This is a genomic window from Vibrio sp. Vf1514 (assembly GCF_052076135.1).
GTDB lineage: Bacteria > Pseudomonadota > Gammaproteobacteria > Enterobacterales > Vibrionaceae > Vibrio > Vibrio furnissii.
In genome coordinates this window covers 1,132,513-1,157,183 of the sequence record NZ_CP197268.1, presented here as the reverse complement: position 1 = coordinate 1,157,183, position 24,671 = coordinate 1,132,513, and the positions used below count along the sequence as shown (strand labels likewise).

22 protein-coding genes and 1 pseudogene are annotated in these 24,671 nt (G+C 49.9%); 22 read left to right on the top strand and 1 reads right to left on the bottom strand.

The window, feature by feature from the left end; all coding sequences use genetic code 11:
* Positions 1-41: 41 nt before the first annotated feature.
* The 22 genes and pseudogenes from ACS18Q_RS20065 to tdh all read left to right on the top strand — a co-directional run.
* A complete protein-coding gene (locus ACS18Q_RS20065; protein ID WP_432581851.1) occupies positions 42-623 on the top strand; it encodes a hypothetical protein in 582 nt (193 codons plus the stop codon).
* Positions 592-1,458, top strand: a complete 867-nt coding sequence (locus tag ACS18Q_RS20060) for a phage terminase large subunit family protein (protein ID WP_441257750.1) — start codon at positions 592-594, stop codon at positions 1,456-1,458. Before ACS18Q_RS20065 ends, ACS18Q_RS20060 begins: the two co-directional genes overlap by 32 nt.
* Positions 1,459-1,524: 66 nt before the next feature.
* Positions 1,525-2,502: a terminase gpA endonuclease subunit gene (locus tag ACS18Q_RS20055; RefSeq protein ID WP_441258200.1), complete on the top strand. Its 978-nt coding sequence runs from the start codon at positions 1,525-1,527 to the stop codon at positions 2,500-2,502.
* On the top strand, positions 2,499-2,708 hold the full coding sequence (gene gpW, locus ACS18Q_RS20050; protein WP_154179654.1) for a gpW family head-tail joining protein: 210 nt from the start codon (positions 2,499-2,501) through the stop codon (positions 2,706-2,708). Before ACS18Q_RS20055 ends, gpW begins: the two co-directional genes overlap by 4 nt.
* Complete coding sequence (locus ACS18Q_RS20045; protein WP_441257749.1) at positions 2,708-4,264, top strand: phage portal protein; 1,557 nt, start codon at positions 2,708-2,710, stop codon at positions 4,262-4,264. The genes gpW and ACS18Q_RS20045 overlap by 1 nt, the downstream gene beginning before the upstream one ends.
* Positions 4,257-5,624: a S49 family peptidase gene (locus ACS18Q_RS20040; protein WP_441257748.1), complete on the top strand. Its 1,368-nt coding sequence runs from the start codon at positions 4,257-4,259 to the stop codon at positions 5,622-5,624. The genes ACS18Q_RS20045 and ACS18Q_RS20040 overlap by 8 nt, the downstream gene beginning before the upstream one ends.
* Positions 5,625-5,634: 10 nt before the next feature.
* On the top strand, positions 5,635-5,967 hold the full coding sequence (locus ACS18Q_RS20035) for a head decoration protein (RefSeq protein ID WP_222730589.1): 333 nt from the start codon (positions 5,635-5,637) through the stop codon (positions 5,965-5,967).
* Between the two features lie 39 nt (positions 5,968-6,006).
* Positions 6,007-7,047 carry a major capsid protein gene (locus ACS18Q_RS20030; RefSeq protein WP_441257747.1) on the top strand — a complete coding sequence of 347 codons (1,041 nt, stop codon included), beginning with the start codon at positions 6,007-6,009 and terminating at the stop codon, positions 7,045-7,047.
* 62 nt (positions 7,048-7,109) lie between these two features.
* On the top strand, positions 7,110-7,628 hold the full coding sequence (locus tag ACS18Q_RS20025; RefSeq protein WP_441257746.1) for a hypothetical protein: 519 nt from the start codon (positions 7,110-7,112) through the stop codon (positions 7,626-7,628).
* A gap of 2 nt (positions 7,629-7,630) precedes the next feature.
* Positions 7,631-7,921, top strand: coding sequence for a head-tail joining protein (locus ACS18Q_RS20020; RefSeq protein ID WP_441257745.1), 291 nt, complete (start codon positions 7,631-7,633; stop codon positions 7,919-7,921).
* The gene (locus ACS18Q_RS20015; protein ID WP_395212394.1) at positions 7,918-8,547 is read left to right on the top strand and encodes a phage tail protein; all 630 of its coding nucleotides are present in this window, start codon (positions 7,918-7,920) and stop codon (positions 8,545-8,547) included. Before ACS18Q_RS20020 ends, ACS18Q_RS20015 begins: the two co-directional genes overlap by 4 nt.
* A complete protein-coding gene (gene gpU / locus ACS18Q_RS20010) occupies positions 8,537-8,992 on the top strand; it encodes a phage tail terminator protein (protein WP_441257744.1) in 456 nt (151 codons plus the stop codon). Before ACS18Q_RS20015 ends, gpU begins: the two co-directional genes overlap by 11 nt.
* Positions 8,989-9,501, top strand: a complete 513-nt coding sequence (locus tag ACS18Q_RS20005) for a phage tail tube protein (protein ID WP_395212393.1) — start codon at positions 8,989-8,991, stop codon at positions 9,499-9,501. The genes gpU and ACS18Q_RS20005 overlap by 4 nt, the downstream gene beginning before the upstream one ends.
* Positions 9,498-9,944, top strand: a complete 447-nt coding sequence (locus tag ACS18Q_RS20000) for a hypothetical protein (protein ID WP_441257743.1) — start codon at positions 9,498-9,500, stop codon at positions 9,942-9,944. The genes ACS18Q_RS20005 and ACS18Q_RS20000 overlap by 4 nt, the downstream gene beginning before the upstream one ends.
* A gap of 68 nt (positions 9,945-10,012) precedes the next feature.
* Positions 10,013-10,291 (top strand): phage tail assembly protein T, encoded by a 279-nt coding sequence (locus ACS18Q_RS19995; protein ID WP_238770181.1) that lies wholly within the window; start codon positions 10,013-10,015, stop codon positions 10,289-10,291.
* Entirely contained in the window at positions 10,272-12,464 is a 2,193-nt protein-coding gene (locus ACS18Q_RS19990) for a hypothetical protein (protein ID WP_441257742.1), read from the top strand. The genes ACS18Q_RS19995 and ACS18Q_RS19990 overlap by 20 nt, the downstream gene beginning before the upstream one ends.
* Position 12,465: 1 nt before the next feature.
* The gene (locus ACS18Q_RS19985; protein WP_441257741.1) at positions 12,466-13,059 is read left to right on the top strand and encodes a hypothetical protein; all 594 of its coding nucleotides are present in this window, start codon (positions 12,466-12,468) and stop codon (positions 13,057-13,059) included.
* Entirely contained in the window at positions 13,056-13,613 is a 558-nt protein-coding gene (locus ACS18Q_RS19980) for a DUF2163 domain-containing protein (protein WP_238770175.1), read from the top strand. Before ACS18Q_RS19985 ends, ACS18Q_RS19980 begins: the two co-directional genes overlap by 4 nt.
* Positions 13,613-18,544 carry a phage tail tip protein J-related protein gene (locus tag ACS18Q_RS19975; protein WP_441257740.1) on the top strand — a complete coding sequence of 1,644 codons (4,932 nt, stop codon included), beginning with the start codon at positions 13,613-13,615 and terminating at the stop codon, positions 18,542-18,544. Before ACS18Q_RS19980 ends, ACS18Q_RS19975 begins: the two co-directional genes overlap by 1 nt.
* Before the next feature lie 40 nt (positions 18,545-18,584).
* Positions 18,585-21,968: a hypothetical protein gene (locus tag ACS18Q_RS19970; RefSeq protein WP_441257739.1), complete on the top strand. Its 3,384-nt coding sequence runs from the start codon at positions 18,585-18,587 to the stop codon at positions 21,966-21,968.
* Positions 21,969-21,985: 17 nt separating this feature from the next.
* A complete protein-coding gene (locus ACS18Q_RS19965) occupies positions 21,986-22,789 on the top strand; it encodes a DUF4376 domain-containing protein (RefSeq protein ID WP_441257738.1) in 804 nt (267 codons plus the stop codon).
* A 95-nt stretch (positions 22,790-22,884) separates the two neighbouring features.
* Positions 22,885-23,043, top strand: a pseudogene (gene tdh / locus ACS18Q_RS19960) (L-threonine 3-dehydrogenase); the annotation flags it as partial.
* Between the two features lie 135 nt (positions 23,044-23,178).
* On the opposite strand, the gene ACS18Q_RS19955 reads toward tdh, so the two are convergent.
* Positions 23,179-24,243 carry a type I restriction endonuclease gene (locus tag ACS18Q_RS19955; protein ID WP_441257737.1) on the bottom strand — a complete coding sequence of 355 codons (1,065 nt, stop codon included), beginning with the start codon at positions 24,241-24,243 and terminating at the stop codon, positions 23,179-23,181.
* Positions 24,244-24,671 lie beyond the last annotated feature (428 nt).

The following is a 24,671-nucleotide window of genomic DNA, read 5'->3' as shown; positions in this document are numbered from 1 at the left end:
TTTACTTTTGGGGGTTTCCGGTTTCCGGTTTTAAACCATGAATGAATCAGCTATTCAATCCAGACAAGAAGTTCACGCAGTCGGATATAGCCGAGCTTCTTGGGATATCCGATAGACAAGTCCGAAACCTTATCAGTAAAGGCGTTGTGCCTGCTGCCATTGGTAAGCAAGGCATGAATCCATTGGCGTGTATTCACGGCTACGCAGCCTTCCTTCGCCAGTCAAATCCGGCTGAAAAAGATCCGGAAACCGACCGTGAAAATGAGGAAACGTACGCCAAAATCGAACGTGACCTCAAACTCGAAGAGCGGCGCGAAAAAGTGTTCATGATGAAAGCCAAGCGGGTGCTATTCGAAAAGAGCTATGCACCTCTAGAAGTTATCATTGATGCACTTGAGCAAGTTGCCGCGAGAGTCAGTACACGCCTCGATACCCTTCTCCCTAAACTCAAAAACGCATGGCCCGACTTACCGCCGGAAGCGGTGGAAGTGTTGGAGACCGTGATTGCTGCTGTCTTGAATGAGTGTGCCGATGTCCAACCCAATCTCTCAGACTACATGGACAGCGATCCGGAAGAAGGTCCGGATTGGCTTGGCAGCACTGAGGAGAGCAGCGCCGATTAAAGCCTCAGAGTGGGCGAACAAGCATTTCCGGTTAGCAGCCGGTTCTTCTCAGGAAGAGGGCTTTTGGGAAACGCTGCCACTTCAGGTGGTTCCGCTCAATATGATGTGTAACCGAGCCATCACGGAAATCGCTTTTCAGAAATCGGCGCGTGTTGGCTGGACGAAACTGATTGTTGCGGCTGATAGCTGCCTGCATGCTCAGTTCAAGACCAACTCGGTGATTTACGTCCCGACCGAGAGTGACGCAAAAAACCTCTCGGTCTCGGAAATCGATGCAGCTTGGCAGGAAATGCCCATCATGCATCGGATATTTCCTGCTCTGTTTGCCAAAGATCAGAACAACACCGTGACCTATAAAAAGGGTATCGGCTGGGCGCTGCACATCTTAGGCACATCGACCCCCCGCAACATGCGCGCTTTAACCAAAGGGGCGCTGTTCGGAGATGAGATTGATGGCTGGGATTGGGAAGTCGGTAAAGAAGGTAACCCAATTGACCTAGCATACAAGCGTCTGGAAGGTGCCGCCTTCCCGATGGCCCGGTGGGGAACCACGCCAACTAATAAAGGTGAGTCTCACATTGAGCGCCTGATGGCGCGCATGGAATTGACCTTTCGATTCTATTTACCTTGTCCACATTGCGGCACTGAACAGGTGCTGGAATGGGGCAGCAAAGAGACCAAATACGGTTTTAAGTGGGATCACTCTCAAGCCACACTCAATACCAAAGCCAAATCGGTCTATTACGAGTGCATCGGTTGTGATGACCCCATCCTATATCAGCACCTGTACAAAATGGAGCTGGCTGGCCGCTGGATGGCCGAAGATGGTACGTGAACCAAAGATGGCCATGCCTTCTTTGATGAACCCGGAAATCCAGCCCCCACTCCGACTTCTGTCGGCATACACATTTGGTCTGGTTACAACACCAAACTGAGTGAAGGCTGGCGCGGTATCGTCAAAGAGTTTCTGAAGAAGAAAGACGATCCGACACGGCTGAAAACGTTCGTGAACCTCTCCCTTGGTGAATTGTGGGAAGGGGAGAACGGCGACAAGCTGGATTGGGAAGTGCTCAAATTGCGCCGCGAGATATGGTGGTCAGGCAAGCGGGTGGATAACCCGGTACCGGATCGCGCCGTGGTTCTCACGGGTGGCATTGATACGCAGGATGACCGGATTGAAATGTTCGTCTGGGCGTGGGGCGCTGGCGAAGAGTGCTGGTTGGTTTCACACATTGTGCTTCTGGGCGATTTATCGACGCAGGTTCTGAAGGATACGGCTGGCCGTATGCTTTACCAGACCTACAAAAAACGCAGTGGCGAAGCCATGGACGTTAAATTGTGGTGCTGGGATGCCATGGGTCACAAGACCGATGACGTGTACGAAATGAGCCGCCGCTATGGCGTCATGTGGGTGATCCCGATTCAGGGTGAAAACCAATATGGAAAGCCAATCCAAAACTTCCCGCGCAAGAAGAACAACAAAAAAGTGTACCTGACCCGCTTGGGTACCGATGGCATTAAACAAAGGCTTTACAGCCGATTGAACCTGATGCCAAACGGCACAGAGCCGGTTCCCGGTTGTATTCACTTTCCGCTCGATGATGAGTTGGCCAACGACGAGTTTTTCAAACAGTTGTGTTCAGCCGCGAAGAAGTTGGAATACGACAAGAGTGGCCGTGAGGTCTGGCGCTGGATAAAGCAGTACCACGCCTTCGATGAAGCGCTGGATGGTTGGAACTATGCCTATGCCGCGCTCAACATTCTTGTTCAGAAGTTCGGTTTGGCTCTGGATGAGCCTCAACCTATTCAAACCGTCAGCAAACCAGCCAGCAGTAGTATAGCTGCGCTGGCAGAACGCCTCAAAGGTGGAAGATCATGACAACACAAGAAATGCTGCAAGAAGCCGAAGCCGCCTATCACAAGTTGCAGACAGGCACGATGGCGGTTTCTATTCAGAAAGGGGATCGCAAGGTCGATTATAACCGAGCGAACATTCACGAATTACGCGCCTACATTGAAGACCTGAAAGCGCAGCTGGGTTTGTCTAATACGCGTCGTCGCCGTCCGGCAAGGGTAGGGTTTTAATGAAACATACTGGACTTCTGGCCGCAGATGGCCAGACACCACTTCGAGAGGCGGTGTTCAGAGCTGGCGGTGCGGGGTTCGGTGGTCAATTGCGCGGGTGGTCGCCACCGGCGCAATCGGTCGATGCAGCCTTCCTGCCAGTAAGAAAACTTGCTAATGCCCGAACGGATGATGTGGTACGCAATAACGGCATCGCCGCCAACGGGATTCAGTTGCATAAGGACCACATTATTGGGTCTGAATTTCGCCTGAGCTACAAACCCAACTGGCGTCTGCTGGGCATTAAGCCGGACAAAGGCTTTGTGCAGGATGTGGAAGCGATATTCCGTGACATTGCCGAAGACCCGGGTTGCTTTATTGACGCCGAGCGTCGCCGCACGTTCACCATGCTGATGCGCGAATCCGTGGAAACTCACGCGATGACAGGTGACATCATGGCAAAACCAGAGTGGATTAACGATCGCCACTCGCCGTTTGCTACCGCGATTCGCATGGTGTCACCGCGCAAAGTTACCAACCCAAATCACGGCATGGATAAACCCGACCGTCGCGGCGGGGTAGAACTCAATCGCCATGGCGCAGCGGTGGCTTATTACGTCGAAGAAGGGGCGGATAACTTCGGGCTGAGCCGCACTTGGCGTCGCGTTGAAAAGACCAACCCATCTGGCCGCACGGGATTCATTCACATTTTTGAACCCTGTGAAGGTGGACAGACGCGCGGCGTGAACCGATTCATGTCGAGTTTAGAGCAGCTCAAGATGCTCGATACCTTGCAAAACACCACGCTCCAACGCGCGGTCGTGAATGCGATGTATGCGGCCAGCATCGAATCCGAACTCGGTACGAATGAAGCGATGGAATACATCTTTGGCGCATCACAAGATGGCGCGATAGAAAAGATGCTGATGACGTATGGCGACTACTACGCCGCTAACGAAATCAAGTTCAACGGCGTCAAACTCCCACACTTGATGCCGGGGGATAAGCTCAACCTGCATACGGCCGGAAATGCTGACAACGGTTTTTCTGCCTTAGAGCAGTCCATCTTGCGTTATATCGCGGCGGGGCTGGGTGTGGATTACGCTCAACTGTCGCGTAACTATTCGCAGATGTCTTACAGCACCATTCGCGCCGCTCATAACGATTCATGGCGTTATTTCATGGGGCGCCGAAAAATCATCGCCAACCGTTTCGCCAGCCAGATCTTCGCGCTCATTTTCGAAGAAATGCTGCTGCGTGGTTACATCACTCTGCCTCGCAATGCACGTTTTAACTTTTACGAACGTCGCTACGCGTGGACCAAAAGCGACTGGATCGGCTCTGGCCGACTGGCCATTGATGGTCTGAAAGAGGTGAAAGAAGCGGTGCTCCGTATCGATAGCAGTTTGTCGACTTACGAAAAAGAGCTGGCCCTGCTGGGTGAAGATTATCAAGAGATCTTCGAACAGCAAGTAGCTGAGATGAATGAACGTAAATCCAAAGGACTGCCGCCGCCAAGCTGGATGAAGCTGCAGGCGCTGGCTCCTGATAACCCAACTGAGAGTTCAAATGAATAACACCTCCCATTTAAACCTCATCACCGCCGCATTTAACCGCCCGTTGGCGCTGGAAGCCGGGTATGCACGCACGTTCTTCTCGGCCTTGAGTCAACGCCTGAACAACGTGCAGCAACTGGTTGATGTGGATGGCAATGTACTGATGGCTCCAGACATGAAAAAGGAAGCCGCTTCTTTCAGCCCCCGTCGCTCCACCGAACGCAACTATCAGGTGGTCAATGGCATCGCCATCGTTCCTATTAGCGGCACACTGGTCCACAAATACGGCTACATCCAACCTCGTTCTGGCATGACGGGCTATGACGGCATTATCCACCGTATCAGTGAAGCGCTGACTGACCCGGAAGTGAAAGCCATCATGCTCGATATGGATACACCTGGCGGTATGGTTGCCGGGTGTTTTGACTTGGCCGACAAGATTGCCGAATACCGGAAAATCAAACCCATCTGGTCCTTGGGGTACGACATGCACTGCAGTGGCGGGCAGATGATTGCCAGCGCTTGCTCACGTCGTCTCATTACTCAGACCGGGGTTGCCGGGTCAGTCGGCGTCATTATGGCCCACACCAACATCGAGAAGATGCTGGATCAGCAAGGTGTGGAAATCACGCTGATCACTGCCGGAAGCCATAAGGCCGATGGTCATCCTTACGCCGCGCTCCCGAAAGACGTTCGGGATAAGTGGCAGAAAGAGCTGGAGAGCAATCGTCAGATGTTTGCCACCAAAGCCGCCACGTACATGGGGGTGGATGTGAAAACGGTACTCGCGACCGAAGCTGAGACCTATGAAGGTCAGGCGGCGGTCGATGTCGGCTTCGCCAATGAAGTCGTTAACGGCTTGGATGCGGTTCAGATTATGTCTGACCACTTCAAGCGAAATTCAACCACAGTAGATATGGGAGCCGCTATGTCGGTCGAAGATCCAACCACTCCAAGCGCGACGCAGCAGCCATCGGCTACTGCACCAGCGCCGCAACCCGCTGCATCAGCACAAGACTCTGGTGCCACTGTCACTGACCAACCCGCTGCCGAATCGGCTCCGGCTGAATCGCAGGACGCCCAAGCCAATGCGGCGCAAGCGGAGCGCGATCGCTGCATGGGCATTCTGGCCTTGCAGGAAGCCGAAGGTCGTCAGGAAATGGCGATGCATCTTGCCAGCAGAACCAGTCTTTCGGTTGACGAAGCTAAAAACCTGCTCGCCGCCGCGCCTCAAGGCACCAAAGACGCCAACGCCGCCGCGCTGGCCGCGATAAGTTCTGAGCATGGCGAATTGCTGGGTCAAGATGTCAGCACTGGCTCGGCTTCCGAAGAGCAGAAAAACATTAGCCGCTTGGCGGCTTCATTCCAACGTATCGATTAAGGAATAGGTAATGGAAGAATACACTCCGGACGACACTTTACTCAGTCCGCCTGTCACCACTCGCGGCACCATTAAGGCGGGTGAATCATTTCCAAAATACACGCCACTGATGGCGGATGCGGCCGATGCGGCCACGTTGGTCAAGTGGGATGGCACCGCAGGCCAAGCGATCGCAATGTCCGCGAAACAAGTGACTGACAGTGGCGCTGAGCAAACGGCGGTTATTTACCCGCAAGGTGGGTTCCGTATTCGTGGTGTGAACTGGCCCGATACGGTGGCCACCGATAAGGCCAAACGTGCCGCGTTCCTCGGCAGTGCCATTTACGTAGACGACGAAGTTTAATCGTCGTCTTTTTTTGAATTCGAAAAAGAAGAGATTCACATGCCAGATAATTTCACTACACGCGAACTGCTTGGTGCCATTCACGAAGCCGGTATTCGTCGTGATAACTTCTTCCAGCGCTTCTTCTTCCGCGAAAGCTACACGTTTTCGACGGCAAAAGTTGATCTGGATATGGTGCCAAACAAAACCAAGATTGCGGTGTTCTGCTCACCGATGGTTGGTGCGGCGATTGACCGCAACCAAGGTTACAAAACTTCATCGTTTGCACCTGCTTACGTCAAATCAAAGCATGCAGTGACCGCCAACCAAGCGGTTGTGCGCCGTCCGGGTGAGAAGTACACAGGCGAAATGAGCGCAGGCCAACGCCAAGAAGCGATCGTCATGCAAAACCTCAACATGGAAGAGCAGGCGATTAGTGATCGTGAAGAGCTGATGTGCGCCGAAATGGTGTACGACGGCAAAACCATGATTGATGGTGAATTCGTTGAAACGCCTTTCGAAATCGACGCAGGTCGCCGCGCCAGCAACAACATCGAGCTGATTGGCGCCGCGATGTGGAGCGGCCAAGACTTCGAAAGCTACGACATTGAAGCTGACATTGAAACGTGGGCTGGGGTGTCGGACGGCCTGACAAACATGCTGATCTGTGACCCGAAAACGTGGGCACTGATGCGCAAATTCAAGAAGTTCAATGACAAGTTGGACACGCGCCGTGGCTCGACTTCAGAGCTGGAAACGTCGCTGAAAGACTTGGGTAAAACGGTCAGCATCAAAGGCCAATTGGGCGATGTCACCATCATCGTGGTAAACGAAGAGTACACCGACCGCGCAGGCGTCACTCAGAAAGTTCAGCGTGATTACCACCTAATCCTCGCCAATGCCTCTGTGCGTGGTGTTCGTCTGTATGGTCAGATTCAAGACTTGTCTGCGCAGAAAGATGGTCTGGATGAAGCGGAACGTTACGTCAAGGACTGGACCGAAGGCGGCGATCCGGAAGTGCGCTACACCAAAACGGAATCGGCACCCGCGATGTTCCTCGTTGATGTGAACCACGTGGTGATTGTGAAAGTCGCTGAGTAATCGCTCGGATTTTGTTAAACCGTAACAATGGGGCCATGGCCCATTTATTTTTGGATATTCCCATGACGAACAAAGAACTGCTGCAAAAACGCATTGACGAACTGTGTAAAGAGCTGGGCATCACTAAGTCTCCGTACACCGACAAAACCTCCGAAAAGCAGCTGAACGCCATCATTGATGAGCTGGAAGCGAAGTTACCGGATGAAAATGATGAACATGACGAATCAGACCAAAGCAATGATGGTTCAGACCAAGAAGCATTTGGCAGTGACGATACTTCCAGTTCTCAAGCTGCCCAAACGCCAGATTCAGAAGGTCAAGCACCGGATGAAAATGAAGTGCTGGCGATCGCCAGTGAACTGCCGGAAGGCGCCACACTGACGGATGACAACAACGTGCCGGAAGTGCAAAGCAACGCCGAAGGCGATCTGAAAGTTAAGGCTCTGAAAACCTTTCAGGCGTTGTCACACGGTAAGACGGTGATCGTCACCAAAGGCGAGACGGCTTATTTGGAAGAACAGGCTGCGAATGACGCTGTGGACGCAGGCGTGGCGGGTTTTTGGGTAACCACTAAGGGCTAATCATGTTTGATAGCGAGTTCGATCGCCTGATGGAAGACGCTGATGATCGGGTTTACTCGACCATGGGTGTTTTGGTCAGGGTCAATGATTCAGAGCCTGTATTGGCTATTTATGACGAGAGCATCAATGAGTTTGATGCGATGGCAGGTCGAAAGCGCCAGATGACGTTCCGCCGCTCTGATAACGTCAAGGTTCGAAAAGGCGACACGATCGAATTTGTTGTCAGTGGTAAGCGAACCACAGTGAGCAGCGGCCCTTACCCTGAGAACGGCGACTTAATGGTGGTGCTATGACAGCGATTGATAAACAACTGGCTCTTGCGGTTAAAAACCTGTCTGGATTACAGAAGAGTGCAGTGCCAAGAGCAAGCGCGATGGCGATTAACCGCGTCGCCACAAGGGCGGTGGTTCATTCAATCAAAGACGCAGCTAAAACCATTAAAGTGAAGCAAAAAGTACTCAGGCCAAGGGCCACCATCAATCGTGCTACTGCAAAACGCCCGGTGGCTTATGTCCGGGTCCGCCGCAATGAGTTGCCAGCCATCTCGATTGACACGGCCAGAACGCAGATTAAGCGTAAGAAAGGCCGCATGCTAGTCAGTGGTGTCGCCCGTGGTCAGCGAGGGCGATTTGTTAAACGTGAATTCTCCGGTAACACCTCCATCGTTGTGGGGCGCCATAAGTTTAAAGACGCGTTTCTGCAACAGCTTAGAAATGGTCGTTGGCACATCATGCAACGAACCAGTGATCGGCGTTACCCAATTCAGGTTTGCAAAGTGCCTGTGTCGGCTGAAATCACCAGCGCCTTTGAACGAAACAGTGCGCGTTTGATGAAGTCCGACATGCCGAAAGAGCTGGTCAGTGCCATGCAACAACAAGTGCGTTTAATTGTTCGTCGAGGAGCTGCGCGTGGATATTAACGACCGCATTCGAAAACAAGTGATCGCGGATTTAATCGCGAAGATGAATCCGGCTGATGGTGTAACCACCATCACCACTTTTTTTAATGGCCTTCCATCGTTTATCGAAGTCTCAGCCGACCCGTTGGATGATGAACTCGGTGACCTGCCCGCGATTGCTGTGGCGCTGTCGGAAGGTGTACCGATTGATTCTGACATGTCGGAGATCACTTGGTCTGCGACGTTATTGGTTCGCATCTATTTGATGACCAAGACCGATATTGACGCTGAGCTGGATGTGATTGGTCAGAAGGTATTAGCCACTATCGGCCAATACTATAGCGCGCATGGCCTGCTCGATAACTGCAATCGAAGTGGTTTCGAATACGGTCGTGATGACGAGCAGCCATGGGGCATGCTCGACCTACTGTTTAAAGTTGAATACATCGAAGAGGTTTTACAATGAGTGAAGAGCAAGATCCAACCCAATCCGTAAAAGGCGCAGGTTCGTCATTCTGGCGTTTAAAGGCGGGTACTGATGAGTCAACGCTGACTTACTCTGATTATCTGGCTGACACGAAGTGGGAACAACTCGCAAGCCTGAAAGAGATTACTCCAGGTGAAATCACCGTCGAAGATGAAGACGACGGCTATCTGGACGACCCTGAAGCGACGTGGACAAAAACCACTCCGGGCCAAAAGACGGCGGGTGAGACGACGGTGGTCTTGGCTTGGAAGCCGGGTGACCCTTTGCAGCAAAAACTGGTCACGGATTTAGACAGTGATACGGTCACAATCTACCGAAGCAAATACCCAAATGGTACAGTGGATGCGTTTCGCGGTTACATCAACTCGTTAGGAAAAACAGTGGCAGCGAAAGACAAAATCACGCGCACTGTTAAATTCAAGCAAGTTGGCAAGCCGATCATTGCGGAGCAACTGCTGATTGAACAGGCAGCTGCAGGAGTTGAATGATGAAAACATTCCTGAAGAAAAAAGACGTTCCAGTGGGTGACCAATCGGTCACCCTCACTCAGCTGTCCGGTTTAGAGCGTTATGACTTTATTGAGTACGTGGCAACGCTTCCCAAGCCAAAAATGCCTGTTCAACCCCCGGAAGATGCGCCAATCAGTGAAAAAGATGCCTTCCTGAACAACATTGAGAAGGTGCTTAATGCGTTCAAAAAGCTGACATTTATTGCTCAGTCGCGCTTGGTCGCGTATGGCTGTAAAGAGTTCGGTAACGACATTGATTGCCGCCATCAATTTGTGATGGACAACTTCATGCCTGATCAAGTCAAGCTCCTGCATGATGAAGTCGCCGTCTTTTCCGGTATCCCATTAAACCAAGAGCCTGAAGATGGTGCCGCTGGCGAATCAACCGATGTTTCAAAGGAGTCGGTTGACCCAAAAGCGTAGTCCTAGCTGAAAAAACATTTGCTGAAAATCTGGCGCGAGAATTTCAAATCCTTTGCTGGCGAAGCGCATTGGATTCCATCAGCGGTGAAATGGTTGTCGACTGGCAGCGTCATTTTGCCACTCATGGTTTCAGTTTTGAAATGGACAATTGGCGTTTTGCCGTTGCCTGCGCATCAAACTGGAATATCACGGCAATGGCAGCGGGAATCAAACTTGATCCTCCTGCCAGCTATCGTGATTTTCTTCCCAACCCTGAACCTGAAGAATCCATTGAACTAGATGACGAGCAGCTAATGGCGCAGGCCGCCGCTGCCGGAGGAGTACGCTTTGAGTGCCCAAGTAGCTGATTTTAATATCCGGTTTAATACCGAGACGGCTCAATTTAACAAAGATGTTGAGTTTGCCAAGAAGATGCTTCGCGGTTACGCCAAAGAAGCAAACGATGCAGAATACTCAACGTCTCAACTGAGCAAAGGACTGGATGTTGCCAGTGAAGGTTTTCAGTTCCTTAAGAAAAATTCAGTTCAGACCGTGGGTGTGGTTTCAGCTGGGATGGGTTCGTTAACCGCAGCGGCCACCATTCTGATCAAACAGACTGCCGAACAAGCGCGAGAAATCGAGCGCATGTCGGGGGTGGCCCAAGTTTCCTCTGAGCGTATTCAAGCGCTCGGATACGCCTCTGAGCAATACAACATCAGTGGCGACAAGATGGCTGACATTCTGAAAGACACCAACGATAAGTTGGGAGATTTCGTGGCCAATGGTGGCGGAGAGTTCAAAGATTTCTTTGATAATGTTGCGCCAAAAGTGGGTTTAACTGCGCAAGAGCTAAGCAAGCTGTCGAGTCCAGAGGTCTTGGTTGCGGTGAAAAAAGCGATGGATGAGGCCAATGTGCCGATGAAAGCGCAAATCACCTACTTGGAATCGATAGCCGACGAAGCATCTGCACTGATGCCGTTGCTTGAAAATAACGGTAAACAGCTCTACGAACTCACAGAAAAATACCGCGATTTGAATGTGGCCATGTCGGATTACGACATCAAAAAGTTCAAAGAGATGGACCAAAAGCTCAACGAAGTCGGCATGAAGATGCAGCGTTCATTCGCCAACGCCGTACTCGGAGCCAGTGATCAAATCGATTGGTTTACGGATAAATTGACCACTGCGACGGATTATTGGGGTGCGCTATTTGATAGCTGGTCAGACTCACCAAGAACGGAAAACGGTCTGGTGAAGCGTTTGTCAGAGCTGCGATCGGAAGTGAGAGACCTCACGGCAGAGCGCCAACAATTAACCGATGAATTGGATAAATACAGTGACGTTAATCAAGCTGATTTACCCAGCATCAACCCCTTTGGTCAAAGCAAAAACGAGTTATTTAATCTAAATTCGCAATACGCGCTTGTTAGCAAAAATTTAGAAGAAAGCAGCGCCGAGTTGGACAAGTTACAGCGCAAGTACAACATTGTTCGCTTCAGTATGAATTATTCTGATCAGCCAGAGGTTCGTACCAGTTCAAGTACGTCCGTCTCGGATGACGACGAAGATACTCAAAAGTTGCAAAAGAGTGGGGCAACCCGTTTGGCAGCATTGGATCGCCAGTACGCCAACGAGCGCGAAAAGCTGAGTCTGGCGCATGACGAACGTTTGGCGGACATCGAAAAAATGGTCATTTCGGAGGAGGAATTAAAGCGTCGTGGCTTTGATTCGATGGAAGCCCTGCGCAATGAGTATCGTGAGCGTGAAAACGACTTCTATGTTCAGCAACAAGAAGAGTACACCGCCAGACAAGATGAAGCGATCCAGCGAGAGTTGGAGTCATTTAGTCGTAAGGAAGATGAAAAAACCCGCAAGGCAGAAGAAGCAGCGAAAGCCAGAGCTGCGACTGAAAAACGTGTTGAAGCACAAGTGTTGCAGATGAAGTTTCAGGTTGCTGCACAAGGTTTGGGATTAATTGCAGAAACTGCCAAAGAAGGTTCATTAATTCAAAAAGCGGCGTTTGCCGCCCAAAAGCTGATGGCTGCGTATACCGTTATTCAGCAAGGTGAAGTTGCGGCCATGGCCGCATTAGCTCCGCCACCGATCGGTTTGGGTCCAATTGCGGGTGTTGGTCAGGCCGCGACGATTCGCGGGCTGGCGGGTGTCAGTGCAGGCATCATCATGGGACAAGCTATTGCAGGCATGGCTCATAGCGGAGTGTCATCGATTCCAGAAGAAGGCACTTGGTTGCTGCAAAAAGGCGAACGGGTCTACACCAACGAGTCAGCGAATCAAATCGACTGGATGTATCAGGCCATCATGGCCATGCATCAATCTCAGGCGACTCGAATGGAGAATGCGTTGGTTGGCCGAACGGCAGCACCATCGCAATCCGTTGCTACTCAGAGCGCACCCATCCAGCAAATTTTCCAATTCAGCGCGGTAGACGCGCGGGGCCTTGGCCAGATGATCATGAACCATCGCCAAGACATTTATAATGCTGTCGCGGCGGTTAAACGAGACAAAGGCGAGAGTTTCTAAGATGGATTTGACCTCTTTTTGTAAAGATTTGACGCTCAAATCGAACTACCCCTCATTCAATAATGAAAGCCCGAACCTGCATGTTGAAGTGCTAGAGATTCCGGGTCATCGCTTCGAGCTTGATTACAAGAGCCGAAAACTCAAGAGCGAGGACGATCATGCAGCATTCTGGACCATGGTTGAGCGAATGCGTTCCTCTGTACCGTTTACGTGGAAGCCACCCAAACTGAGTAGGGTTCGCGGAACGGGCGGCGACGCGCTGGCTTCCGCGACCAGTGCCGGTCTTTATCAATTTGGCGTGTATAACGCACCAGCGAACACCACTTGGCTTAAAGCCGGTGACCTTATCAATATTGGCAATCAAACCAAAGTGTATCGGGTAATGGCCAATGTTGTGACGAACAATGCTGGCACCGCCATTGTTGAGGTCAACTGTCCGATCAAAAAGCAAATACCGGAAGGAACCGCCGTGAACGGTCGGGGCGCAGTGTTTACGTTGATTCGAAAGCCGGGCGCTAAACCTCAGTCGTTTGACTTAAAAAGCAGTTCTCCGTTTGTTTCCTACGCCGAATTAGAATTCATCGAGTATCTATGAAAGTTTTCCCACCTGAAGTGTTGGCCATGCTGGAAAGCAAGTTGGTCACGTATGCCTATTTGCTGCGATTTGACTTGGACACGATGTTTTCGTTTACCAGTGCGGGTCATGATATTGAGCATGGTGGCATTACCTATCGATCCTCCGGCACATTTCAAGGGTTGGATTCATTGTCTCGGCATGCGGAAATGCGTGTTGCTGAGGTGAAATTTGGTTTCAGTATGGCCGACCCTGCCATTATGGCTGTGATATTGGGGACGGAAGTGTTAAAGCGCCGAATTACGGTGGAACGGGCCTACCTTAACCGCGAAACCGGGGAGATCATGTTTGTTGAGCATGTTTGGATGGGGACGGTCGTCGGAAAATCGGATGATGATGGCAATACGCAAATCCAACTGACCGCTGCCAGTCGATGGTCTCAATTTGAACGATTGAACACTTGGCGAACGACCCCTCACTCACAGCAGCAGCGTCATGATGGGGATCAATGTTTTAAATACGCCGCCATGGCGGCTCAGACTGTGTACTGGGCAGGTAAAGCAGGAGCAAATTAATGGGTTGGGAATGGATAGCGGTCATCATCTCTTTGGCTTCGGCTGCGTACAGCATTGCCATGTCCAAGAAGATGAGGAATCAAGAGCAGGATCGGGGTGGTCTTGCGGTTAACCGTTTCGGTATTGACCAACCTCTCCACGTGGTTTATGGCCAGCGCCGAATCCCGCCGATCATCGTTTATCAGGGGGTGAAGGACATCTCTGGCGATCCGGATAATGAGGAATATTACGCCATTCTAGTGTGGACGCCGGGTCTAATTGATCGCCTTGACGATTTCACTTTTGATGATTTGCCATACACCGATTTTGGCAGCTTTGATGGTTACAGCGGCCAGAATATTGAGCACCAATTTGGCGCGGCAGATCAAACTATGCCGGAGTGGTTTTTCAATGACGCGCCGGACGACATGACCGGGATGGATTTTCGCGGTTTGGCGGTCACGTACGTCAAGCTGCGCATGGACGATCAGTTTAAACGTTATCCGCAAGGTCGCCCGGAGTTTCGCGCCACCATCACTGCTCGCTCATCAAACCCGCTCGATGTGTTGTTTGACTACCTGTTCAACGCCGATTATGGCTGTGGTTGGGAAGTGGATTGGGATGAAGAACACAACAACCTGATGCGCAATCACTGCATGGTGACGTTTAATGGCGCGCCTCAGATGGAGTGTAACATCATTCTGGAAACCGACCAGAAGCTGCAGGACAACATCGACAACATTCTCCAGACCTGTCGCGGCTATCTGATCGAAGGTCAAAACGGGTTGCGTCTGGAAATCGACCGGGCGAAAGACCCAGTGCTGCATGTCAGTGAAGATATGCTCACTGGGGGCATGTCAACGGCTTCTGTGAACATCAACCAACGGTATAACTCCGTCACTATTCGCTTTCCGAACCGGGATATTAAGTGGCAGACCGACGAAGTCACCTTTCCGCCAGCCAACAGCGAACTGCACCTGCAGTGGTTGGAAGAAGACAACGGCGTGGATCTGACCCGTGAGGAAACCGTTTACGGGATCGACAGCTACGAACACGCGCTGCAGTATGCCGAAGTATTGGCCCGAACCAGCCGTGAGTCGATGACGCTTAACCTTCCAGTCAAAGCGTTCATTGGTTGGCAAGTCGAGCCAATGGATGTGATCACCGTGGCTTCCACCTTACGCGGGTGGACAGCCAAGCCGTTTTCCGTGCGGGAAATCAGTTACGGAGAGTCAGAAACCAAGCTCAAGCTGGTTGAGTATCAGGACAGTAATTACCTTTGGACGGCCAAGCCGCCCAAACCGGACTATCCAGACACCGAACTACCGAACCCATCCAAGGTCGCTCCTCCGAGCGGCCTTTCTTTTTCTGAGAGCACATTGCCAGCGGTGTCGGGTGTGTTGTCGTGGGGATCACCGGGCGGATATGTTGCTGGGTTCGATGTGCGGGTGTATGCGGCCGGGCAAGTGATCTGGCAGCAGACTACCAAAACCACCTCACTCGGCATTCCGGTCTTTTTGTCCGGGAACTATGAGTTTGCGGTGCGCACGATTGGGGCGGTGGTAGTGTCATCGTGGGCCGTGTTGAGCGCCACGTTTGAAGCGCCAGAAACACCGTTTGAGGTAACTGTCGATGCAGGCAATACCTACGTCATTCTGCGCCCGAAATCGAGCACTCTGGCGTTTGGTACGGAGTACGAGTTTTGGTTCAATGACGAACTGCGCGGCACTGGAGTCGGATGGCAGCTCGAAGGCTTACAACCGGAAACTGAGTACGCATTCAAAGTTCGCGCGGTCAACGCCGTTGGTCAAAGTGACTTCATCACAGTCACGGCCACCACGACCAAAGATGCTTCGGTCATCATCGACCTGATTGGCGGGAAAATCACGCAGGAAATCCTAGACGACAACCTGCAGCAGTTTCTCGATCAAGTGGAAAAGGTGGGCGCGGCCAACAGCTCGGCTATCGATGAGATTTCCGGCTCACTGGATACCGTCAAAGGGCAAGTGACCAAGCTCGACCGCACCGCGCAGAGCTTAGGCGAAACGGCCTTCGGCCTTGCCAGCGACATGCAGAACATTGCGGATGAGTTCCAGCGTCGAATGCTCGAAGGGGAAACGCTGGTCGATGCCGTGGTGTACCGCGACCCAGAAACGGGAATTATCGTTAACCGCGCGTTTGCCTATACCGAGGCAAAATACACAGAGGCTGGATTGCGCATCGATGGCGTCAATGCAGCGGTGGCCATCACCACTCAGGAAATTGAGCGCATCGAAACGGATACTGGCCAGAAGTTGGTGAAAGCCAATGCTGCCATCGAAGCCAACGCTGCTGCCATCCAATTGAAAGCCTCCTATCAAGAGGTAAATGAGGCGATCTCCGGCGCTCTGGCGGCGATCACTCCGGCTTACAGTTGGCAGTTCAACACCAGTGATGAAGGGTGGCCAGATGTCATTTGGCAATTAAGCGGCACGATCGTCGGCACCGTCTTTGCTAGAAATGACTTGGCGTTTGACGCCGATGAAAACCAAGTGCTGCGCTTGCGCTTAAAAGCCACCGAAAACGGCACACTGTCGTGGAATGGTGGCCAGCAAAACGTCACGATTCATCATCCAAGTGCGGTTGATGAATTTGAAACGGTCATCATCAAACTTAGCGCCACTGATGGTTGGACGGGAGACATCACCGCCATTCGCATTGCGATGGATGCGGAGATAGACAGCATCGAAATCGGTAAACCGAGCGCCGCCGAACTGCAACTGCAGGATGTCAGTTATCGCATGGCGACCGTCGAGCAGGAGCTGGACCCGAAAAACGCCCGCTGGGCTGTGTATGTCACCCAAGATTATTGGGATACCAACGCACTGACCCTGACCGACGTCAATCAAGCGATCGACGGCTGGGATGCAAAGTGGAACGTCAGCGCCACGCTCAAACAGTTTGATGAAAACCAAACGCTGGAAAAAGCCAACGCTGCGCAACTGTGGATCAACGCGAGTGAATCTAACATCACCAGCGTGGTCACGGCGTACAACGCCAAACCGGGTGGCATCGATGAGCAGCTTGCGGCGCAGGCCAGCAAACTGAACACGGCTCAGCAACAAATCGATGCGGCAACCGGCAAGATCTCACAAACTGTGTCCAGCTTGGTTGATGTGGAAAATACGCTAGGGCAAAAGGAGGGACTAGACGAGCTGCTCAACGCCTACAACGATTTTCTCCGCACTGGCGATTTTGCCAAAGATAGTGTGGGGCTGTCGTATGCAGAAAAAAGCATCAAGGCCAACAGCAGTGACATTGCCAGTCAAGCCAGTGCCATTTTGCAGTTGCTGGCCATCAAAGATGAGCAGCAGGCCGCGATCAGCCGTATCGACAAAACGCTGGCCACGCAAACCACCGCGCTGGCGCAAAGCACACAGAAACTGGAAGCCAAAATCAGCGAAGGTGACAGCGCCACGCTGGCCCAAGCAAACACGTTTACCAAAGCGGCCGTGGGGTATTGCGTCGATGCCAATGGCAACATCACCGACCACGACGATGGGGTATTGTGCGTCCAAGATGGGCACAGTTGGGTAGACGGTCCGTTAGCGAATTTCATTCGCAATCTGGCCGTCAAAACCGCCGATGGCCAAACGGCCAGTGTGTCGCAAATGTCACAGGCATTTGTCGATAGCGAAGGTCAACTGGTCGCCAAAGGGGGACTGCTGACCAACGTCAATGGCCAAGTGAGTGGCATGGTCAACACCAATACCGGTGACGTATCCAGTATCGATCTGCTAGCTGACTATACGCGCGTGGGAACACTGGACGAAAATGGTAAATTTGTCCCGCTGTTCTACCTCGACACCCAAACGGGTGACATGGTGCATCGTGGGCGGTTTGTGCTCGGGGATGGCTACTCACTTGGCGGTGTGGATGATATATACGCCAAAACGGGCGCAGGGGTTTACAGCCTCACGCTGCGAGACGGTATATTCCCGACCGATGCGGTGGCCACGCAAGATTTTAAGGATGCGTACTACCGTGCCCCTGTTAAAGATGAGCATTTGTCTTACCGCAATGCCGCAGGCACGAAAAGCTCAATGAAACGCTTTGACGGACAAGGTTGGACGGCGACCACGCTGATCTTAAATGGCGACATGCTGACCACTGGCTCGGTGAAAGGCGACCGATTTGTGGCCAACACCGAAATCGAGGCGCCAATCCTTCGCGGCGGCACCGGAGAGTTTGGTGGACAAGTCACCGCCAAAGACGGCTCCTTTCTGGAAAAAGTGGAAATCGGTTCAGCTGGAGGCTATCGTGCATACATCCAGAGTGTGGCCTCAGCCGGATACAACATGATCACGGTCGAGAACCCCAGCGGGGATGTAGTGTTTTCCGTTCAGGGTAATGGGAATCTCTACAGCATCGGTGGTGGTTATCTCGATAACCTGACCATTGGACAGAACTGCAATATCCAAGGGACGCTACGCGCTGAACAAATCATTGGTGACGTCGTTAGTGCGAAATCAGTGAGTGTAAATAGAACCCGCTACAAGCCGACTGCATGGACCACGATCGCCACTGTCTCAGGGGTGAATAATACCGGGAAAGTTGCTTCACTGGTCATTGGGGCTTTTTCCTTACTCAGTGAACTCTACTTATACCCCAGTAGGGATTCGACAGTGGCCTGTGATGCTAATTTCTATTGTCGTATTCTTCTGAATGATGCCGAAGTGGCGCGTAGCCATGTAGGCATCGAAGATTATGCCAATGCAACTAAGAAGGCTCTTAAAAATGGTTTTAGTTCACCAACGTACTGTTGCGAATTGTCGCCAGACGAGGAATTCACTGTCCATGTTCAACTACTTCAGTCTTTAGATACAAGCGGCCAAGGAACCACATCGGCTTATTTGAGTGGTCAATGCGATACTGTGGCTCAACTTTTCCGCAAAGGTTCAGCATTTTATTAATATCAACCCGGCTTCGGCCGGGTTTTTTATTGGAGTTATTATGGGTTGGATTTATTTACCGTCTGTCTCGATTCAGAACGGCAGCAATATCGTCACTGTCACCAATACGGCAACCGATAGCATCAAACCGGGCGACGGGTTGTTAATTGGTTCATATGACCTAGTTGAAATTATCGAAGTCAGTATTGGTCAGCTTAAGCTAAAGAAAAACTGGTCTTTCGCCAGCCAATCGAATGCTGAGTCTGCGGTGGTTCCTACTTTTGGTGATTTCAATGCGGCCACGGCCGCACTGCGCCAAGCAACGACTATTACTCAGGGCAATTTTGCTGAGATGGAAAAATGGTGGACACAAGATGGGTGGGTAACATTTAAAGCCTACAACAACACCGAACACACCGTGCGCACCGCCAAGCAGATGGAGCAAGACGTCAGCGCGCTGGAAGTTCAAGCCAATGCGTTGATCGCTGAAATCGCCGGTGCTGGCTACGCGCGCAGCGAATCAGACATGATTGCCGACCGTGAGCGCAACAATCAACTCTACGCGGCCAGTGGACCGATTCACGCCGGGAAGCATCGAAACGATGTCAACCCGCTATATGGCAGACCTATTCAAAACGGTCTTTGGACATATCTCAACAACGCCAATGTTCTAAGGTGGGGAGCTTATCCGGGACTGACTAGCGTTGAGGGAGATAGTAAAACTTACGAAGCAGTGCTTAACATCGCTGGGGTAACTGTCCATTTGAAAGGGTTGAATTCGGCTTATGAAAATGCACAACTCACATTACCGCCATCTCCTAAAGGGACAGAAGTTGCTGACTCAGCTTTAGGTACTGTAACCAACTTTGAAACTGAAATTGACCCCAAATATGGGGATGTAGCCTCAGACACTAACGAAGCAGTAGAACGAGCGTTTGAGGGACATGTTGCTATACCGCAAAGTAACTTTGAAAGTGCTTGCTACGACACCATTGTAGATCGGTCTAGTGTTGAGTGGTCAACAGACTCGCACTCGGCGGCAGCTTGTCGACTTCCAGTATACGGCATAAAGGCAGGTGTAAGTTACGTTTTAGAGTTCACGGTATCGTGTGAAAAAGCAATAAGCACCATTGGCTTCCTTGGAATCACGAACTGGTATTCACTATTTCAACATAACGTTGAAATCCCCGCAGGCTTAGATACAAAAACTCGCGTATCTGTGACCCTACCAGCTCCAACTGCTGATTTAGATGATGGTACTAAAATCGGCATTCTATATAACACCACTGGTGTTCGTAAGATAGAAGATATTTCATTAAGGGCGATTACGGAAGAAGTCGTCATTTCCCCAGTAGATTTAGTCGCTATTGAATTCTTCCTGCGTCCGATCACAGCGGCTGATCCGTTTGTTTATGGTTATGGAATGCAACAGTCAAAACTCACTTCAGTTGATGGCATTCCTACCGTTGAAAACAACCTGCGCCCTATCACCCACTTCGCGGTTTATCCGGGGGAAATAACAAGCCGAGGCCGTGGGTTTAACTTGCTTGACGGGAGTCTGAGTGATGCGCAGCAAGCTAAAATTCTTCAGAATCCGGAACATAATATCTATCGCATGAACGATGGTACGCTAGTGCAATGGACGGTCTCACAACGCACGATTCGAGGTGCAGGTAATGGGGACTTTTTATCACCTTTTCCAACCGGCAATGTTTCGGATACGTTGTTGTTTTATGCCGCTAAACAGGTTGGCGTAAGGGGAAATAGTGACAGCTCTCCTGACTATTTTAGTAACTCAGTTGGGGTTTGGTATAGTTCCAGCCATCCCTCTGCTGTTAACGACCAAATCGGGGTATTTAAGGCTGGCCGAGCAAATGCAGTCGTACCAAGTGCTGGCGTAAATGGGGAATGTTACCTGTACGTAGTTACAACTGTTCCCCGTGCTAACCAAGGGGCTTACAGTCAATCGAATTCGCATGGGACTCGTCGCTGGAACGGTAAAAATGGAGATGGTTCCCTTTATAACAACTACTGGCATGCTGTAAAAAATAGAACGTTAAGAGAGGCATTTCTGAATGGTGACGTCTTAGGGGCTAATGCCGGTGGGTTTACCACCGGAACTGGTTTGATTGGTGGAGCTTCGGGACATCCTAAAGGGTTATTTTTTGATGCGATTTACTCATCCGGTTTAGGCGGAGTAGTTGATCAGCGTCTAAAGTATGGCGCTTGGGATGCTTCAAGTTCAGAACAAGCTGCTGTAGTGAAGAAAGAAGTGAATAATGGTGTTTATCGCGGTAAAGAGCGTTTAACACGTTGGATGATTTCCGAAGGTGTTCCTTCAGGTTCGTCGTCAAACTTGTATATCGGTGCAGGCTTCTCTATCAAGTCAGGAGAAACCTATTTATCTGCGAAGTCAACGCTGAATTTAGGTTATAAAGCGTGGGTCTACATTGTTGATAGTGGAGACACGACTCTCTCTGGAGTTGTTGCTGGTACGTGGTATGTTTGCACGGCTTATTCAAGGAACTACCAAGGTCAAGTAGCTCTTGTTAACCCTGTAACTGGGAGCAATACATGGATTACTGCCGGAACTACCAGCAGCATGACCATCATCATTGGCATTGATGTTGCGACCAATCTAACTGTGGAAGACGACTTTTATTATCTCAACGTCATTGGTACTCCTGCAGAAATTTTTGAGTGTTATGCCCTCAAAAATGGATGGCCGGGTGGTTGGGTGTCTGATCTTCCCGATAACACTTCTAAACTGCATTATTTTTCTAGACCACATGTAGGAGACTCAACAGTATCCCGAGTCTATACAGATGATTCTGGTGATACGTGGTTAACTGGCTCTGGGGCTATTGATGCTGTTAATCAAGCATGGTTGGAAACAATACCGGAAAGCCGGGTTACGTTAATGTTGTTAACTGCCAAAGCCGGACAAACTAAACCAAGCTCAAATGTGGCGGTTTGCAATGCTGAGAGTGGCATCGGTCGATTTATAGATGTTTCCAGCTCTGCGGACGTTAACTATGGTGCAATGCTAGGCTATTCACTGTTTAACTTTACTTTAAAAGGTAGCGACCCAGATACGGCGCGTCAGCGGCTTGCGCTAACTGAAGTTAGTCTTGATTATCAAGGATTTTTGTCGTCAGGAGACAACGGTTTACAGTGTCAGAAACATGCTCCGGTTGGTGCATTGGATTCGTCAAATGATACGCTCGCGTACAAGGTAATGATGCACCAAACATCAAGGTCCGGTTTGGCAAGTTTAAACATTGTGGCCAATTCGCTTCGTTTTGATGCTGTGAATGCGGACTGGCGTGATGACTCAAAATTGAAAGTGAAAAATGCCAGCTTTACTGATTTAGCAAATGTGAACTGCTTGGCGGTTATTCATGAGTTATCAAATCCATATGGGTTCATCAAAAATAAAAACTAATCATTGGAGAATTTCCCATGTTTAACAACACTCAAGGGACGCTGGAAAGCGTCCCTTTTGCTATCCGTGAGTTTTACCACGAAGAAACACGCCGGGAGCCGACAGGAAACAAAGTCTCTGAGAGTTACACCTATCAGAGCGGGACAGGGGAAACCGTACCCGCCGAGCGTTTAGTGGATGAATACGCCGACATCACCTACATGGTGCAAAATAGCCGGTCGGATTTGAAGTCGTGGAATGATGTGGATCTGGCCAAAGCAAAATCCACATACGACACCACTCGATATTTCATGGAAAAGGCGTGTGAAGGTGAGTTGTGGTCCTTCCACGATGCTTATCTGGCTTGGCTTGAAAACGAACCCTCTCTCGATGACGACGCGTTTTTCACTCCGGGAGAAGGGGATGATGAACCCACGTTTAACGAGTCGTGGTTTGAGGCAGCGCTCGATGCTTGGGCAAATGCAGAGCCAGTGAAGTCCGTCACCAGTCTGGAAACGGTACTGGCGGAGTATCACCAAGCCTTAGCCAAGCAATACCGCGAGAGCGTGATTGAGGGCAATATCGTAGTGCATGGGGTCGAATGGCAAATCAACAAAGAAGGCCGCGACAACATGAACGAGGCGATCGCCTATGCAGTCCGAAATTCGCTGCCCGGCACAACGCCGCGCCAGTGGATTCTTGCCGACAACTCTCTGCGCGAAACAACGGTGGATGAGCTTCGTTCTGTACTCAATGCCTACGCAGAGCGGCTTGATGCGGTATTCAAGTCTTATGCTGTGTGGCGTGAAGGGGATAAGCTGGTGGCATTTTCATATGGATAAATTAACGATATTTCAAATAGCCCCAATTTCGCCCCAGTTAACTATGGGAATTATTTATCTTATTGATTTTTAATGCATAAACTGCCTTTGTGCCTGACATGTTCGAGACTTGGTACAAGATGGCAAGCCTGATTCAATCTGGCCTAGATCTAACACCAATCATCACGCACCATTTCAAAGTGGATGACTTCCAAAAAGGCTTCGACGCGATGCGCAGCGGCGCTTCCGGTAAAGTGATTCTGGATTGGGAATAACCCATTCAAATAAGAAAAGCGCTCCGAAAGGGGCGCTTTTTTATGTTTTTCGAAGTGCTCTAATGTCAGGGGGGGGAATATCTACTGAAGTGTGTTCATCACTATAATAAATTGTATGGAATAACAGTTTGTTTGTTATTCATAGTGAGATACTGATTCTAAGAGAACATCAGCATGACTGTATATGTCGTCGATGTTTTCAATTGGTTTTCTTATAACGCTTTTATCTTCTTGCATAATGCCAAGATATTTTTGCTTCCCATTGAATAACAATCTACACAATGGTTTTCTATTATTATCATCTAGTAATATGCCAAAATAACTTTGTGTATCGCGGCCAACGATGCGTGATACCTCGAACCGTTGCCTCAGGATTGCTTTAATAACGTTATATCCTTCAACTTCTTCATCCGTGGTGATGACTTTAGCGTTTTTGTCCACACTTAATTCTTCTTCCGTATCTATTATCTCTTGTGTCGAAGTGTTGTTTTCTAATGCAGACTGGAGGCGAGCATTTACACTATCGTTGAGAAATTGCTTTAAGGCTTTTGTTATGAGCGGAGCGAATTGATCCTTAACTTTTTTAGTTAATACACCATCATATACTTTTGAAGCAAAGAACTTCACAAATTCTTCATCAGGGCTTGAGAATTGCTCATGTAAATGTTTTTTGATTCCATTTAAGTATTTTAGGTCGCCCGCTGCATTCACTATTGACTCTATGTCAAATGAGTTCTTAGTTAGTTTCTTAACTTCTGGAAAAAGTTGTTCATCTAAATTCTCCAAATCCAATTCAAGGAATGGTTTCTCATCCATCTTATTTGGTGCATCTAGATCTGTGAAAAATTTATATTCTGAACCGTTAGTTAGAATGGCTAAACGGGCATTGCTTACGGAAAAATATCGAAATAATTGGCTAGCATGCTTTATTGATAATGGTTCTCTATATTTTTTACACTCAATTAATATCTGAACCTCATTATCTTTTATTAAAGCGTAGTCTACTTTTTCTCCTTTCTTATTAGGAGTGTCAGCCGTATATTCAGGAATTACTTCATTAGGGTTAAATACATCATAGCCGAGAACTGAGTGTAGAAATGGCATCACAAGTGCATTTTTTGTTGCTTCTTCCGTTTGGAGGTTATCTGATATTTGTGGAATTCTTTCTGCTAATGCCTGTAAACGTTCATTAAAATCCATAGCTCACACCTTTGTTGTGTCATAAAATCTGAGAAGTACTGAATTACAAGGCATTGGAGAGAATCTAGAGCTACCAGACCAAAACTTGAATTTTTGCACTCATCAAGTATTTACTTTAGTTCACCAAATATAAAAATTCTTAGGCATCTATCCTGTAATAGCGCAGTTCCGTTGTGAAGTTTTCTTATTGTGATTTAAAGCAAATATTTTTTGGTCATGTGTGTATCTTTACAAACATTAGAAGGTGCACTTTTAAGTTACGAAGTGCCAACTGTGTTTGTTCTCTGGTCTGAACATGATTCAGTCAGTTGAAATTGGCGAATTGAGCGGCGTTGGATCCTCACATCAATAAGCGTAGAGTTGATTAATGAGCTCTGGTCAGACTGCACCAATCCCGTTAGTAGCATAAGTCACAAGAACCACTACAG

What these genes read in the sequence shown, in the direction of transcription:
- ACS18Q_RS20065 (WP_432581851.1), top strand. Translation starts at nt 42, where the DNA reads ATGAATCAGCTATTCAATCCAGACAAGAAGTTCACGCAGTCGGATATA.
- gpW (WP_154179654.1), top strand. Translation starts at nt 2,499, where the DNA reads ATGACAACACAAGAAATGCTGCAAGAAGCCGAAGCCGCCTATCACAAG.
- ACS18Q_RS20045 (WP_441257749.1), top strand. Translation starts at nt 2,708, where the DNA reads ATGAAACATACTGGACTTCTGGCCGCAGATGGCCAGACACCACTTCGA.
- ACS18Q_RS20040 (WP_441257748.1), top strand. Translation starts at nt 4,257, where the DNA reads ATGAATAACACCTCCCATTTAAACCTCATCACCGCCGCATTTAACCGC.
- ACS18Q_RS20035 (WP_222730589.1), top strand. Translation starts at nt 5,635, where the DNA reads ATGGAAGAATACACTCCGGACGACACTTTACTCAGTCCGCCTGTCACC.
- ACS18Q_RS20030 (WP_441257747.1), top strand. Translation starts at nt 6,007, where the DNA reads ATGCCAGATAATTTCACTACACGCGAACTGCTTGGTGCCATTCACGAA.
- ACS18Q_RS20025 (WP_441257746.1), top strand. Translation starts at nt 7,110, where the DNA reads ATGACGAACAAAGAACTGCTGCAAAAACGCATTGACGAACTGTGTAAA.
- ACS18Q_RS20020 (WP_441257745.1), top strand. Translation starts at nt 7,631, where the DNA reads ATGTTTGATAGCGAGTTCGATCGCCTGATGGAAGACGCTGATGATCGG.
- ACS18Q_RS20015 (WP_395212394.1), top strand. Translation starts at nt 7,918, where the DNA reads ATGACAGCGATTGATAAACAACTGGCTCTTGCGGTTAAAAACCTGTCT.
- ACS18Q_RS20005 (WP_395212393.1), top strand. Translation starts at nt 8,989, where the DNA reads ATGAGTGAAGAGCAAGATCCAACCCAATCCGTAAAAGGCGCAGGTTCG.
- ACS18Q_RS20000 (WP_441257743.1), top strand. Translation starts at nt 9,498, where the DNA reads ATGATGAAAACATTCCTGAAGAAAAAAGACGTTCCAGTGGGTGACCAA.
- ACS18Q_RS19985 (WP_441257741.1), top strand. Translation starts at nt 12,466, where the DNA reads ATGGATTTGACCTCTTTTTGTAAAGATTTGACGCTCAAATCGAACTAC.
- ACS18Q_RS19980 (WP_238770175.1), top strand. Translation starts at nt 13,056, where the DNA reads ATGAAAGTTTTCCCACCTGAAGTGTTGGCCATGCTGGAAAGCAAGTTG.
- ACS18Q_RS19975 (WP_441257740.1), top strand. Translation starts at nt 13,613, where the DNA reads ATGGGTTGGGAATGGATAGCGGTCATCATCTCTTTGGCTTCGGCTGCG.
- ACS18Q_RS19970 (WP_441257739.1), top strand. Translation starts at nt 18,585, where the DNA reads ATGGGTTGGATTTATTTACCGTCTGTCTCGATTCAGAACGGCAGCAAT.
- ACS18Q_RS19965 (WP_441257738.1), top strand. Translation starts at nt 21,986, where the DNA reads ATGTTTAACAACACTCAAGGGACGCTGGAAAGCGTCCCTTTTGCTATC.
- ACS18Q_RS19955 (WP_441257737.1), bottom strand. Translation starts at nt 24,243, where the DNA reads ATGGATTTTAATGAACGTTTACAGGCATTAGCAGAAAGAATTCCACAA.